Origin of the sequence: Chitinilyticum litopenaei DSM 21440, from assembly GCF_000428145.1 — a bacterium.
Taxonomy (GTDB): Bacteria; Pseudomonadota; Gammaproteobacteria; order Burkholderiales; family Chitinibacteraceae; genus Chitinilyticum; species Chitinilyticum litopenaei.
In genome coordinates this window covers 72,707-85,661 of sequence record NZ_ATZJ01000007.1, presented here as the reverse complement: position 1 = coordinate 85,661, position 12,955 = coordinate 72,707, and the positions used below count along the sequence as shown (strand labels likewise).

The 12,955-nt window shown below is 59.4% G+C and carries 18 protein-coding genes; 2 read left to right on the top strand and 16 right to left on the bottom strand.

The features are described from left to right. Positions 1-4: 4 nt before the first annotated feature. Together queF and C515_RS0104845 are read right to left on the bottom strand one after the other, a co-directional pair. A complete protein-coding gene (gene queF / locus C515_RS0104850; protein WP_028454618.1) occupies positions 5-847 on the bottom strand; it encodes an NADPH-dependent 7-cyano-7-deazaguanine reductase QueF in 843 nt (280 codons plus the stop codon). 150 nt (positions 848-997) lie between these two features. Then, positions 998-2,374: a sodium-dependent transporter gene (locus C515_RS0104845; RefSeq protein ID WP_211233977.1), complete on the bottom strand. Its 1,377-nt coding sequence runs from the start codon at positions 2,372-2,374 to the stop codon at positions 998-1,000. A gap of 239 nt (positions 2,375-2,613) precedes the next feature. On the opposite strand from C515_RS0104845, the gene C515_RS19555 reads away from it, so the two are divergent. After that, complete coding sequence (locus C515_RS19555; protein WP_051304642.1) at positions 2,614-3,009, top strand: hypothetical protein; 396 nt, start codon at positions 2,614-2,616, stop codon at positions 3,007-3,009. Positions 3,010-3,105: 96 nt separating this feature from the next. On the opposite strand, the gene C515_RS0104835 is transcribed toward C515_RS19555, so the two are convergent. The 3 genes from C515_RS0104835 to C515_RS23470 form a co-directional block, all read right to left on the bottom strand. Beyond that, complete coding sequence (locus tag C515_RS0104835) at positions 3,106-4,041, bottom strand: NADP-dependent oxidoreductase (RefSeq protein WP_028454616.1); 936 nt, start codon at positions 4,039-4,041, stop codon at positions 3,106-3,108. Between the two features lie 407 nt (positions 4,042-4,448). Next, positions 4,449-4,697 (bottom strand): hypothetical protein, encoded by a 249-nt coding sequence (locus C515_RS0104830; protein WP_028454615.1) that lies wholly within the window; start codon positions 4,695-4,697, stop codon positions 4,449-4,451. 238 nt (positions 4,698-4,935) lie between these two features. Then, positions 4,936-5,172 (bottom strand): hypothetical protein, encoded by a 237-nt coding sequence (locus tag C515_RS23470; RefSeq protein ID WP_144290345.1) that lies wholly within the window; start codon positions 5,170-5,172, stop codon positions 4,936-4,938. A gap of 238 nt (positions 5,173-5,410) precedes the next feature. Here C515_RS23470 and C515_RS0104825 point away from each other — a divergent pair, with 238 nt between their 5' ends. After that, on the top strand, positions 5,411-6,046 hold the full coding sequence (locus C515_RS0104825; RefSeq protein ID WP_144290344.1) for a hypothetical protein: 636 nt from the start codon (positions 5,411-5,413) through the stop codon (positions 6,044-6,046). Here the strand turns inward: C515_RS0104825 and C515_RS19550 are convergent. From C515_RS19550 to C515_RS22965, 11 genes are all read right to left on the bottom strand, one after another. Then, positions 6,043-6,453 (bottom strand): type II toxin-antitoxin system HicB family antitoxin, encoded by a 411-nt coding sequence (locus tag C515_RS19550; RefSeq protein WP_051304641.1) that lies wholly within the window; start codon positions 6,451-6,453, stop codon positions 6,043-6,045. The two genes, C515_RS0104825 and C515_RS19550, sit on opposite strands and share 4 nt — an antisense overlap. Then, entirely contained in the window at positions 6,446-6,811 is a 366-nt protein-coding gene (locus tag C515_RS22970; RefSeq protein WP_081686752.1) for a type II toxin-antitoxin system MqsA family antitoxin, read from the bottom strand. The genes C515_RS19550 and C515_RS22970 overlap by 8 nt, the downstream gene beginning before the upstream one ends. Positions 6,812-6,826: 15 nt before the next feature. After that, positions 6,827-7,171 carry a type II toxin-antitoxin system ChpB family toxin gene (locus C515_RS0104810; RefSeq protein WP_028454613.1) on the bottom strand — a complete coding sequence of 115 codons (345 nt, stop codon included), beginning with the start codon at positions 7,169-7,171 and terminating at the stop codon, positions 6,827-6,829. Further along, positions 7,168-7,422 carry an AbrB/MazE/SpoVT family DNA-binding domain-containing protein gene (locus tag C515_RS0104805; RefSeq protein WP_028454612.1) on the bottom strand — a complete coding sequence of 85 codons (255 nt, stop codon included), beginning with the start codon at positions 7,420-7,422 and terminating at the stop codon, positions 7,168-7,170. The genes C515_RS0104810 and C515_RS0104805 overlap by 4 nt, the downstream gene beginning before the upstream one ends. A 62-nt stretch (positions 7,423-7,484) precedes the next feature. Next, positions 7,485-10,274: a toprim domain-containing protein gene (locus C515_RS0104800; protein ID WP_051304640.1), complete on the bottom strand. Its 2,790-nt coding sequence runs from the start codon at positions 10,272-10,274 to the stop codon at positions 7,485-7,487. Then, positions 10,271-10,852 (bottom strand): hypothetical protein, encoded by a 582-nt coding sequence (locus C515_RS0104795; RefSeq protein WP_028454610.1) that lies wholly within the window; start codon positions 10,850-10,852, stop codon positions 10,271-10,273. Before C515_RS0104795 ends, C515_RS0104800 begins: the two co-directional genes overlap by 4 nt. Further along, positions 10,849-11,151, bottom strand: coding sequence for a hypothetical protein (locus C515_RS0104790; protein WP_028454609.1), 303 nt, complete (start codon positions 11,149-11,151; stop codon positions 10,849-10,851). Before C515_RS0104790 ends, C515_RS0104795 begins: the two co-directional genes overlap by 4 nt. A 10-nt stretch (positions 11,152-11,161) precedes the next feature. Further along, complete coding sequence (locus C515_RS0104785) at positions 11,162-11,467, bottom strand: DUF1484 family protein (RefSeq protein ID WP_028454608.1); 306 nt, start codon at positions 11,465-11,467, stop codon at positions 11,162-11,164. Beyond that, positions 11,464-11,637, bottom strand: a complete 174-nt coding sequence (locus C515_RS24270; protein WP_169719576.1) for a hypothetical protein — start codon at positions 11,635-11,637, stop codon at positions 11,464-11,466. The genes C515_RS0104785 and C515_RS24270 overlap by 4 nt, the downstream gene beginning before the upstream one ends. Positions 11,638-12,190: 553 nt before the next feature. Beyond that, entirely contained in the window at positions 12,191-12,646 is a 456-nt protein-coding gene (locus C515_RS19540; protein ID WP_211233976.1) for a hypothetical protein, read from the bottom strand. A 78-nt stretch (positions 12,647-12,724) separates the two neighbouring features. Continuing rightward, positions 12,725-12,955, bottom strand: coding sequence for an Ogr/Delta-like zinc finger protein (locus C515_RS22965; RefSeq protein ID WP_081686751.1), 231 nt, complete (start codon positions 12,953-12,955; stop codon positions 12,725-12,727).

Genomic DNA, 12,955 nt, shown 5'->3' with positions numbered 1-12,955 from the left:
CTGCTTACTGGCGCGCGCCGCGCAGATTGGGGGGCAGTGCGCCGTTGTGGTTGGCGCGCCACGGATTGATGTCCAGCCCGCCGCGGCGCGTGTAGCGCGCGTAGACAGCCAGCTTCAGCGGCTCGCACTGGCGCAGGATGTCCATGAAGATGCGCTCGACGCACTGCTCGTGGAATTCATTGTGGTTGCGAAACGAGATCAGGTAGCGCAGCAGGCTTTCGCGGTTGATCGGCTGGCCGGTGTAGGCAATCTGCACGCTGGCCCAGTCGGGCTGGCCGGTGACGAGGCAGTTCGACTTCAGCAGATTGGACGTGAGGATTTCTTCAACGGGCCCCGCATCCGGGTGATCCTCGTCGAGGTCACAGCGCAGCAGCTGCGGCTGCGGCGTGTACTGGTCAACCTCGATGTCCAGATTGTCGATGTTGTAGCCGGCCAGCTCGCCGAATTTCAGCCCGGCAAATGCTTCCGGCTCGCGGATCTGCACGATCACCGGCGCGCCGACCGCTGCGGAGAGATCGCCGCGCAGCAGCTCGGCCAGCGCGCTGGCGTTGGCCAGCCTGGTCTGGTTGAAGCTGTTGAGATACAGCTTGAAGGATTTGGATTCGACGATGTTCGGGCTGTCGGCGGGAATCATGAAGACGGCAATCGCCACCTGCGGCTTGCCTCGGAGATTAAGCCAGGACAATTCATAGCCGTTCCAGATGTCCATGCCCATGAAGGGCAGGCGGCCGGTGATGCCGATCTCGTCGCGCTTGCCCTGGCGCGGGATGGGAAACAGCAGGGAAGGGCAGTATTCGGTCTGGTAGGCAACCGGCTTGCCCAGCGGGGAGAGGCTGGCGTCACTCATCGCGATGTCACCTGAAAAAGCAAAAGCCGGATTGTACCGGCTTGTGCTGCCTGCGTAAGATGCAGAATTGAATGTTCGAGGGTATCGCCATGTGGCCTAATCATTCAATTGGCTGCATGGTAATACATGTCACTGTATTGGCGCTCGCGCTCAGAACTTCAGCCCCAGCAGCGCCAGCACGCCCAGGCCGTTGAGCATCACCACCAGCACCAGCAGCGGCGACACATAACGCACCAGCACGAAGAGGATGCGCACCAGCCAGCCATTGGCCAGCCGTCCGCGATTGGACAGCTCGGCCTCCAGCTGCGGCAGGCCGTAAACCCAGCCGACGAACAGGCACATCAGGATGCCGCCCAGCGGCATCAGCACGTTCGAGCTGAGGTAGTCGAACAGCGCAAAGGGATTCATGCCGAACAGTTGCCAGCCGGCAGTCAGCGATTCCGACAGGATGGCCGGCGCGCCGGCCAGCGCCAGCACCCCCACCGACAGCAGCGTGGCATTGCGCCGGCTGAGACCAAAGCGCTCGTTGAGCACGGCGACCGGTACTTCCAGGATCGACAGCATCGCGCCGGTGGCGGCAATGGCGGCCAGCACGAAAAACAGCACCATGAAGATCTGCCCGCCCGGCATGCTGGCGAAGACCGCCGGAATGGTCATGAACACCAGCGAAGGCCCGCCGGCCGGCGCGAAACCGAAGGAAAACACCGCCGGGAAAATCGCCATGCCGGCCAGCATCGACACGGTGAGGTCGGCCAGCATCACGCGCAGGGCGGTGGCGGGAATGTTCTGCTCGGGGCGGAAGTAGCTGCCATAGGTCAGCATCGTGCCGATGCCGATCGACAGCTTGAAGAAGGCCAGCCCCAGCGCGGTGAGCACCACGCCGCTGGTGATCTTGGAGAAGTCTGGCGCGAACAGGAATTTCAGTCCTTCCATGGCGCCCGGCAATGTCAGGCTGCGCACGCACAGCAGCACCAGCAGCAGGAACAGGATGGGCATCAGCTTCTTGGCGACCGCCTCGATGCCCTTGGACACGCCCATGATGATGATGCCGCCGGTAAAGGCCAGCACGAACCACTGCCAGAGCAGTACCTGCAGCGGGTTGCTGACCAGTGCGCCAAAGGCGGCACCGGCGACCTTGGGGTCGGTCGTGGCGATGCCGCCGCTGATCGCCTTGAAAATGTAGGCGAACACCCAGCCGGCCACGCCGGTATAGAAGGCCAGAATCAGGATGGCGGAAACCAGGCCCATGAAGCCGATGGCCTGCCAGGCCGGGCGTTTCGGCGCCAGCGTGGCAAAGGTGCTGACCGCGTCGGCGCGCGCGGCGCGCCCGAGCATGATTTCGCTGATCATCACCGGCAGGCCCACCAGCAGTGTGGCCAGCAGATAGACCAGCAGAAAGCCGGCGCCGCCGTTTTCGCCGGTCAGGTAGGGAAACTTCCAGATATTGCCCAGCCCCACTGCCGAACCCAGCGTGGCGACCAGCACGCCAAAGGTTGAAGTAAAGCCGTCTCGTTGTCCTGCGCTCATCACCGCCATTCCCGTGGATGTTGCTGTAGTTTTTCGCAACTATCAGCCAGGGGCCAAAGCGGTGTCCATTCGGGATTACCCAAGTGGGGAAATCCCGGGCCACGCGCTGCAATCATGCCGCCGGCATGGCGGGTGCCGCGACAGCCTGCCGGGTGACCCTGGAATTACGTAGTAATGATTCAGCGAGCTGTGCTATAAGCTTTCCTCGCTCTGCTTGCTCCGTACACGAGGATGACACCATGTTGCGCTGGCTGACACGACTGATTGACAAGACCGACCTGCTGCCGCAGGAAACGCGCGGGCGTTTTCCGCCCAGCGAACTGTTGCCCGCTGTGAGCAGCAAGCCCGCCGAACACAACGAGCTGTTGAAAAAGTCGCTGGTCTACCAGATCAAGCGCGATGCGCTGCAGATCGTCGCCTCGCTCAATCAGGGCGTGCCGATGGAAAACTGCGAGCTGATGGCGCGCCAGCTCGCCTTCATCCAGAAAGAGCTGATCCAGGCGGCGTACCACGACGACAGCATCCCCAAGGAGCAGCGCATTGCCCTGGCCAAATATCACGCGGTGAACATTCGCCAGGGCCTGGGCGAGAAGCGCACGCAATCGTTGCGCGGCATCAACCCGGCCGGCAAGTAAGCACCGGCAACAAAACCCGGCCCGGCGACGCCGCTACGCCGGGTTTTGTTCGCTCAAGCAGGCAAAACCGCCGGACCGGCACGGCCCGGCATGATTTCAGGGTTTTCCGATGTGCAGCACGATCTTGCCGACCGTGCGGCCGCTCTCGCTGAGCGCGTGCGCCTCGGCAATGCGTTCCAGGCCAAATTCGGCGCCGATGAGCGGGCGCAGCTGGCCTGCATCGGCCAGTGTCGCCAGTTCGCGCAGGATGGTCGCGCTGGGCTGGATGAAGACAAACTTGCCCTGCACACCAGCTGCCGCGGCGCGTGCGGCATCCGGCGGCGCCACGATGGAGACCAGCGTGCCGCCGGCCTTCAGTACCGACCAGGATTGCTCCTGCACATCGCCGCCAACCGTATCGAACACCAGATCGACATCGCGCACATGTTCAGCGAACGGCATCGTGCGGTAGTCGATTACTTCGTCGGCGCCCAGGCTTTGCACCAGTGCAACATTGGCGGCCGAGGCGGTGGCGATGACGTGCGCGCCGCGCCATTTCGCCAGCTGCACGGCAAGCGAGCCGACCCCACCCGCGGCGGCATGGATCAGCACGCTCTGGCCCGCCTGCAGATTGCCCTTGTCGATCAGCGATTCCCAGGCGGTAATACCGGCGAGCGGCAGGCTGGCGGCTGCGGCATAGCCCAGCGTGCGCGGCATGGCTGCGACTTCGCTGGCGCGCACTGCGATGTACTCGGCATAACTGCCCTGACGGCTGATGTCCGGGCGCGAATAGACGCGATCACCAACCGCAACACCGCTGACCTTGCTGCCCACGCGCTCGACGATGCCGGCCACATCCCAGCCCGGCGTCAGCGGCAGCTTGTAGGGCAGCATCTCCTTCAGATAGCCCTCGCGGATTTTCCAGTCGACCGGATTCACCGCGGCGGCGATAACGCGAATCAGCACGTCGTCGTCGCCGCACTCGGGCAGCGGCGCGTCTTCGTAGCGCAGGACAGAACGGTCACCATAGGCGTGGATGCGGACAGCTTTCATGAAGATTTCCTGTTGGCGTGGGAAGAAGGGGCGCAATGGCCTGCCGGCTTAGGCGTCCGGCACAATCAGCTACGTGGGCGCAATCGGTGCACTTTCAAGTCAGGTTTAGCCCGTATTGATTCATCATCCAGTCCTGACCGTGCAGGCACTCGACGAATGCAAAAAGGCCGGCATCAAGCCGGCCCTTTGGGTATCTGTTTGCAGCCCAATCACTGAGATGGCTGCAGGGCAATACCTCAGTCTTCGCGGCGCATTTGCGGGAAGAGGAATTGAGCATTAAGTCATTGAAAATAAATGATTGTTGCCGATTTTTGTTAGGCGCATACCCCCATTGATACCCCCGGCAAGGTAAAAACCCATTCCTGATTGTTAAAGATCGGGGGTACTTGGCCACTTGAGAAATGGCATCACTCGGCTTGGGCTTGCCGTGCAAATGCATCCAGGGACTGGGTTTGCGCAATGAAGTCCAAGAGCTTGCCCACGGTCAGGCCGTGCCGTAGCGCCGTGTCACGAAATGCCGCGCGGGTGCTTTCATCGACTTCGGTATTCATCTGCACTGGCACCCAGACGTTATGTGCGCCAGCGGCTTTGGCTGCCTGGGCTGCATCGTGGCGGCGCTGTCGTGAATTGCGCTTGCGTTCTGCCGGTCCTGCCATGGGCTTTCCTTGAGTGACTAGCGGCAAGAGGATAGACAGGCTGCCATCGTCTGACAACGGTGTCATAAAGCCCAGGTACGGCGGCTCTTGATACAGGTGTGCCGGTAGGACGGCGGCGGGGGTGTTTGGTGGGGGTATTGGCAAAAAACGAGACTACTTTGTAAGGTCCCGGTTTTGCTTCTGCGGGGAACACACACACAGAGAAAAAGTGGTGTATTTGGTGTAGTATGCCGCTAAGTCATTGAATATAAACAAAACAGGCTGCACCATTTCCCCGAAAATCTACACCATTTGCCCAGAAAACTACACCATTTGTTTTTCGATTTTTCCGGGAAGTCGGGCGCAAAGCCAATGCTGGCGCGGGTTTGAGCGGTGAAGAGCTGGGCGCGCCAAAACTACACCATTTCGGTGCAGTTTTGGTTTGAAATGGTGTAGTTCCAAAAAGGCCCGTTTTTGAAATGGTGTAGTTGCCCATTTTTTACTCTCTCCGCTTTTCTTCTCTTTCTCTTTGAAAAATAAAGAAAAAAGAAGAAATAGAGAAAGTGTCGCAAAAAAGGTACGGTGTAGATTTTGCGGCAAATGGTGTAGTTTCCAAGGGTAAATGGTGTAGTTTTTTGGTGGTAGTGGTGTAGGGGGTCGCCTTAGATAATCAATAACTTAGCGAAAATCTACACCAAACTACACCAAATTTTTCAACTGCCTGTGACTTCCCAATGAGCTTTTGCAGGGGGCAAAACCACTTATCCACAGCAAAAAATAGGCAGCCTGCCTTTTCTGTCGTTTTGATCCGTTTCCTTTTTCATGGCGATATTTCACGTGCCGTAACTGAAAATGCCGGTTTATGGCTGGTTTGTAAGGATTTTGAGGTGTATAAGTACGGGTACTTATACGCGCATGGGCTTTTTCTAATCGTGAAATACATCCGGAAGGCCGCAAAAAAACTGGCGGCAGAGTGCGATATTCAGACGAATGACAGGGCAACTGACTTTGCCGAGCAGGCGCAGGACGCTATGGAAAGGCTCGCTGATGCCAAAACCGCAGGCGACCGTAGCGAAATGGGGGCCGCCGCTGCCGCGTATGGTGGCCTGATGAAGCGCTGGCGGCGCTACGTGATCCAGCAGCTCACGGAAGCGGCTTTTCTTGGCCTGGATACCAGCCGGGAAAAAGTGCGGGAATGGCAGCAGGGCTGTTTCGGGCAATCGCTGGCATCTGGCGAGCTGGCTTGCTATGCAAATCCCGCTCGCAGCGGTGGAGGCCGGACAGAGGCCAGTTTGCCACTGCCGACCATTACGCGGGAATGTGCACGCCAATTCGATGCGCTTCGGGATGAATTGCGCCGGATCGGCTAAAGGTTGTCGAGCTGGGCGAGATCGATGCGGATGATTGCCCAGCTGAAACCGGCAAATTCGGGGTTGCGCCAGTGCTCGGCATCCAGGCTGGGGCGTGGCAAGGGTCGCCCATCGGTGGCCAGACAAGACAAGTGCAGCGTGATCGCTTCCGCTGCGCTGGTGATGGCATCCTGCAAGGAGTCGCCACCCGAAAAGCACCCCGGCAGATCAGGAACAACGACGCCATAAGCGTGCAGGTCATCGCCCGCTTCAATGGCAACGGGAAAGCGCACGATGTCTTGTTGATCGCGGCTGGCAACCTGCCTGAGCGCCCTGGATAGCTCCATCATGTCGCCACTGGCCAGTGCCTGATTGAGAGGCGCCTGACTGGCAGCCTCGCTATCGAGGAGTGAGGCGACATCAGGCATTTTTGATTTCATCAAGCAGCTCAGGATGACGATCCAGCAATTTCAGCAGTTTGGCCAAAATTCGCGGTGGTTTGATCTTGCCGCTTTCATAGTCTGCGAACACATCATCATCGCGACAGGCCAAAATTTCATCGGCTTGTTGTTGAGTCAGGTTCAATTTTTTGCGCACGCTGGTAACGAACTCGGGAGTTGCGTAAGTCGCCGGTAGATAGAGTGGGGCTATAGTGGAATGAGCCTTCCCTCCAGCGCCGCAATCCTTGTTGCGACACCTGTAATATGTTTCTTTGCAGCTTTCGCTCATCATCCTGCTGGAGCGGACATGCATTTGATCGCCACAGTGAGGGCAGGTGAAAGACATGTAGGCCCTTGTTGCTTAATCAAAAATCGCCTGGACACGCGCCAGCACGTCAGCAACGACGTAATCCGGCGCGGTTTCGACAAATTTGGCCTGCCGGCCTTGCAGATCCACAGAACGAAGCATGCTGGCAACAACAACGCCTTGCGTTTCACAGCCAGAGCCCGACAGGCTGGCCGTGAATCCGGCCACGCGCGCAAAGTTGGCCCCCTGGCTGATCGGGGCGATAACAGCCACCCCGGCCATTTTGTTGAAGGGTTCAGAACTCAGCACCAGCGCCGGGCGCATGTCGCCCTGCTGTTCGCGCCCCACGGTCGGGTTCAGGCAAACCCGCACAATATCGCCGCGCCGGAATGCCTTCATACCTCCTCTCTCCCGATCGGCGTCATGTTTTCCCAAGCGGCCAGGTCTTCCGGTAGTGGCTGGCTGGCATCGCATTGCGCCAGCAGATCGGCCAGTTTGTAGCTGGGGCGGCGTGCCGGCTTGAGCAAAACGCCATCCTTGGTCACGGTCACATCCAGCGTGCTGCCGACCGTCGCGCCAATTTGTTCCAGCAGCGCAGCGGGCAGGCGAACGCTGGCGCTGTTCCCCCATTTCTGAATGGATAGCCGCATGACAGCACCTCCCATGTAATGTTTATACATTGTATCTACGGCATGGGCCGGATACAAGCCTGTCATCCTGCCTGTTCATGGCTGGGTGACAGGTGGATGTTGAATTGCCCCAGTCGCTTGATGCTGATTTCCTGCAGCTTCACCACGCGCCGGCCGGCAATCACCTTGGTGGCCTCATCGCCAATGACCGCACCGCTGGATAGCAGCTGCTGCTTGAAAACCCGGCTGGTTTTGATCGGCATGGCGTCAAATTTGGAGCGCAAATGGCTGGCCGTGGATAGGTGATCCATGATGTGGGCGGCTCGTACGCACAACACGGGTTCACCATCCCGATTGCTCCAGCAGTAGGGGTAATCGAAGCGGCCCGCTTCCAGCTCGGAGGCGAAAATTTCCATGATCCACACCCAGGGTTGTCGCTCGCTGTCGGTTTCCGTGATGTGCCGGTTCATTTCCGCCAGCAAGTCGTTCACGAAGTCGCCCTCGTCCTGATCCAGCCCGGTAAAGTCGCACAGCAGCGTCCAGGCGGTCAGGATGGCCGCGTAGTTCTCCCGCATCCGTGCCGCTGTTGGGTCTTGCTGGCTGGCGCGGCTGTAGTTGCTGCAGGTGGTCTGCCAGCGCTGGAAACTCTCCCGAATCGCGCCTGGCGCTGTCTTGGCCAGAAACTGCAGCCACTGCCAAAGCGGGAACTGGGGCAGGTCGCGCGGCAGCAGCGGGCCTTGTTTGGCCACTGACAGCGTGGTGCGGCAAATCTTTGACTGCAGCGATTGCACATCCACTTCTTCACCGGCCAGCAGCACCGGGGCGCACATCAGGTAAGGCAGGGCGCTGGCCCCGACCTTGGTGTAGCTGCTGCGGTAGGTACTTTGCAGCAGCTCGTCAATATCGCCCAGCACTGCGCGCGGCAGCTTGGAAAACTCGTCCCAGGCCACCGGCTGTGAGGTGTACGACACGGACATGCGGCGGCGGTGATCGGTCTTCAGCGATTGCCCGGAAAACACCGTAAACGCGGTATGGCGCTCCAGCGATTCCATGAGCTTGGATTTGCCCGCGCCTTTCTCCGCCTGCATCTGGAAGTGCGGGTAGAAATCCAGCACGTTTTTCAGGTGCGCCCCCAGCACCCATACCAGCGCCATGCTGGCCGCATTCTGCTTGAAGGTTTGCTGATAGGCGCGAATCACCCGCGCCGCCTGTTCTGGCGTGCCGCGCGGGAAGGTCAGCGCGGCATAGGGGCACTGCTTGTCCGGATCGAGAAAAAAGCAGTCCTTGCCTTCCCGCGCCGTCAGTTCGCCATTGCTCCAGGCCAGCCCGACGAAATTCACCACGCTTTGCTCATGCAGCCCAGCAGTACGCTCCAGAATGTTCACCATGCGCTTGAATTCGCCGGGTTTCCAGATCGCGCCAAAGCGCTGTCCCCACCAATCCAGATTGTGCAGTTTGTCCTCAGTGGCCACATGGCGGCAAAGCTGGTCGCCATGTCGCGCCGTCTGCGCGCTGATGCCGAACAGCAGCTCATAGCTGGTGTCTGGCATGCCGGAAAGCGTGGCCTGGTGGCCCTGGATGCGCAGGCGGGTCAGGGCGGCAATCCGGAATGAGCACAGGTCGCCCAGGGTTTCCCGTTTCGGCCCTTCGTCCTCATTGCCCTGCTCGAATTTTTCCACGTACTGGGTGAAGTCTGGCCGGCAGCGGAAGCGCCAGTAAACGCCAAGGTCGTGTGCGGGCAGGAAAATGCGCCGCCGTCCTTCCAGTTTGCTGCGGTCGGCTTCGCTCCCTGCCGGCATGCCGGCAATCAGCCAGGGCTCCAGCCGCTTCAGGCGCTTGGCCAGCTCGGCAGCGCCATGCTGCTGCAACACGTCATTGATGTCCTCGCCGTCCTCCCAGTCCATCATGTCGACAAACTGCGCGGCGATACCATGGCGCACCAGTTCATCGTTCAGAGCCCAGGCCGCTTTCAGCCCTGGACGCTCTCCGCTGACCGGGTTGACCGCATCGGCCTGATCCAGCGCCACAATCACCCGCTTGCCGTGCAGGAATGCCCAATCAATTTTCGTGGCATTGCCGGTGCCGCGCAGGGCCAGCGCGGCAAATCCTTTGCCAAGGCCGTGCTCTGCGCAGGTTTCAATGGAAAGCGCATTGATCGGACTTTCCACCAGGTACACCACATGCGCACGCAGCAGGCGTTGCAGGTCGCTGGTCCAGCCGATGCCGTCGCGTTCGCCCTGGCTGCTGGTTTTGTTGCCGCCATTCAGCGCCGGATCGGCATACCGGAGATCCACAGCCGCCACGCGAGCCGGGTTTTGCCTGCGCACAATGAAGGCTGCCGCCGGCCCGCCATGCCCAACCTGGCCAGCGGCAATGCTGCCACTTTGCCAGGTATTCCAGCCCAGCGTTTTTTGCTGGATGGCATGCCGTATCACGCTCTCGGAAATGCCGCGGCCCTTGAGGTAGTCCACGACCGCTTCCGGTTTTTCCAGGCAGCGCTCTGCGATAAATTCCGCCTTGGTTTTCTCTACCGGTTTGCCGGTTTGGCGTGCTGATGCGCTGGGCATGGGCAGGCCGTACCAGTCGCCCAGCAGGCGGGCGGCCTCAAGCGGGGTGCGCAAATCTGGCCGGCAAAACAGCGCCAGATCAATGCAGCTGCCTTGCGCTTCGCCGGAATGATCTTTCCAGGCGCGCCCGCCATTGAAGACCGAGAGCGATGCGCCTTTGTCCGGGTGATGCGGGCTGTGGTAATTGCCGTTCTGTCCTTGGCGTTTCAACCCCAGCTTGCCGGCCAGATCATGCAGGTCAATCCGGTCTTTCAGGGCGGAAAAATAGCCGCCAAGCTGGCCGGTTTCGTGAGTTCCCGGTGTCATGGCCGTCCTCCCCGGCGCAGTGCCGCATAGGCGCGCTCCAGATAGTCATTGGCCAGCATGCGTTCATCGCTGCCATTGCTGCTGTAGCCGTCGGCGCGCGGCTCGGCCACGTAGTTCCGCAGTTCGGCGGCATCGGCAATGAATCCGCGCAATACCCACTCGGCACTCATGTTGAACTGATTGCAAAGTTCGAAGAACTCCGGAGGGACTGGCAGCGTAAGCGGCCTGGTTTCATCGGGGATAAAGGCGCCTTCCGCGCCTGGGACAATATGTGCCGGAGCGCTGAATTCACCCAGCTGCTCGCAACGCCAGCCAAGTTGCAGTTCGTCGCCGTAGTGGCAATCCAGATCGGGGCAGCGCCGCAGGGATTGTTCCAGATAGGGTATAAAGCGCCAGTGCCCCTCGTCATTGGCATACTGCTCGGCAATGCCAATTTGGCCGATTTGCCGGGATTGCCAATCCCCGCCGCCGGGGGCGCAAGGCAGGATCAATTGCTGTTCGGTTTCGCCCAGGATCAGCGCTATGGTCAGCTGACCATCGGCTACGGCCAGCAGGGTGGCGTCATAGAGTTTGTTCATTGCGCACCTCCAGCAGTAGCAACAGCCTGCAGCACCATGGCGTGCAGACGGTTCAGCACCAGGCCGATTTCCTGTTCACTGATTTCGGCTCCTGTGAGTTGAAAAAGGCAGCCTTCGATGACGCCGCGACCAAATGCCATTGCAGCGGCAACTTCCAGTTCATCCTGCTTTCTTGCCATATCCAGGTCAATGTGGGCGAAGCCGAGCAGGTCTTTGCCAAGCTCGACACCAAGTTTTCGCCCGCAACGTTTGCCCAGGCGCGCCATTTCATTGGCCAGCGCTTGTTTGCTATTCATCATCTCGTTCCCCTCAGTCAATCAGGTTGTGCAGCGCGGTTGTGGTGTGCTGCAGGCGTGCCACGATGGGCATCAGCAGGCACTCCAGAAGGGCGCAATTGATGGATTGGGTTTCTGAGTAGCCAAGCAGAGTGAGCAAGGCGAGCAATCCCTCTTCCTGTTCTACGAGGGCATCATTCACGTGATGCAGTCGCTGGCTCAGGGACTCCAGAGCCTCAGCCTGGGCAGGGGATTGGGCGCTGGCCAGCAGCGCGCGCAGCGGGTGTTCTGCCACGGCGCATTCCGGCAGCGCAGGGATGGTGTAAAGATCGCGCTTCATGCCACCACCCCCACGGCAAAGCCGTTCGCGGTGGCGTGGTAGATGGCGCGTCGGCCTTGGCTGGCCAGCAAAGTGGCAAGCGCTCGGGCCTCAAGCTCGGTGGCAACGATGGATACAGGATGGGCGGTAGCGGGGAAAAGCGCGCGCAGGATGCGGCGGAACCTGGACATGGGGAGTCCTCCTTCTTGATGGGCGTGTAGCCCGCCGCTCCGTCGCCAAACGGAGGGGGCAGGCGCGTGGCAGGGTTGGCGAACCGGCAAGAAGGAACCGGCATACCCGAAGGTATCCCCACCACGGCCCGCCATCGAGGACGTACCAATGGTGTTGCAAGCGGACGCAAAAAAAGCCGCAGGGCGGCTGTCCGCCTTCTTGATCGGGTCGCCAAACCCGGCTGCGCGATTGAGCGCAGCTGCCGCATTTTTGGCCGGATTGGCCGGTGTGTCAAGCCGGACACGGGCAAATCGCGCTTGCTTACCGAAACGGTGTGATGCAGAATACATTGTCCTTTTACTCCGCGCTGCTGTGGGTAATTGGGTAAGGTGATTTAAAGGATTATTTGAGCCCCGTTCGCGGGGCTTTTCTTTTGTCTGTTGCATGGCATTACTCCTGAAAGTTGGCGGCATTGCCGCGTGCTATTTCCATTTCCTCATTCGCTGCCCCGGTGAGTGGTCAATTCGGTTGGCGATTGAAAGCGAACCCCCGCGCGCTTTTCAATCCGGCTGGTTAGCAATCGGTCTGCATGAAACCATCGGCGCTGTAGTTATTTCCAGTCATCCCTGATACATACGCCATGGCTTGAATGCGCGGTGTGGCGGTATATTTGAATTTCTGCTGGTTCAAATACTTGATGCAGTCTTCGCAAATTTTCCCGGTGTTTTCATCAATGCGAATGGCGATGTTGTCGAAAATCAACGCCAGATTGCCATCCTTGGCATGGGTGATTTTCAAACCGCCAATCCCGTTATCATCCAACCAGCGCTGAATAATCGGGATTTGTGCGCTATCGGCAGCGCGCGCCGTAAAGATGCGCACCTCGTATTTGTCGTCATCAATCCACTGCTTGACGCGGGTTAGCATGCTGGCAATCGGATTGCCAATCTGCCGTGCGGCAATGCCGCCATATACACTTTCAGCCAAGGTGCCATCCAGATCGACACCAATCCACATTTTGTTAGACATTGCATTTCTCCAGGCTGCAAAAAACGGGCGCAGCAATTCCCGTACACTGTTGCCAGTGTAAAAATTAAAGAATGGGTTTCAGAATAAAATGGGTGGTGCTGCCTTATCAGGTTTAACCACGGGCAAAGAGCAGTTGGGGTTCGGGTGATTGGCGGGAACCACTGTTCGGATCAGTTCAGTAATGCCGATGGCAATATGGCCGCAATTGGCATTGCTGCAGCGGTAATATGCCTCTTTGCTGACTAGAGATGCCTTTTGACTGGTGCGGACATGCATGACTTTTCCGCAGTGAGGGCAGGTCATGGACAT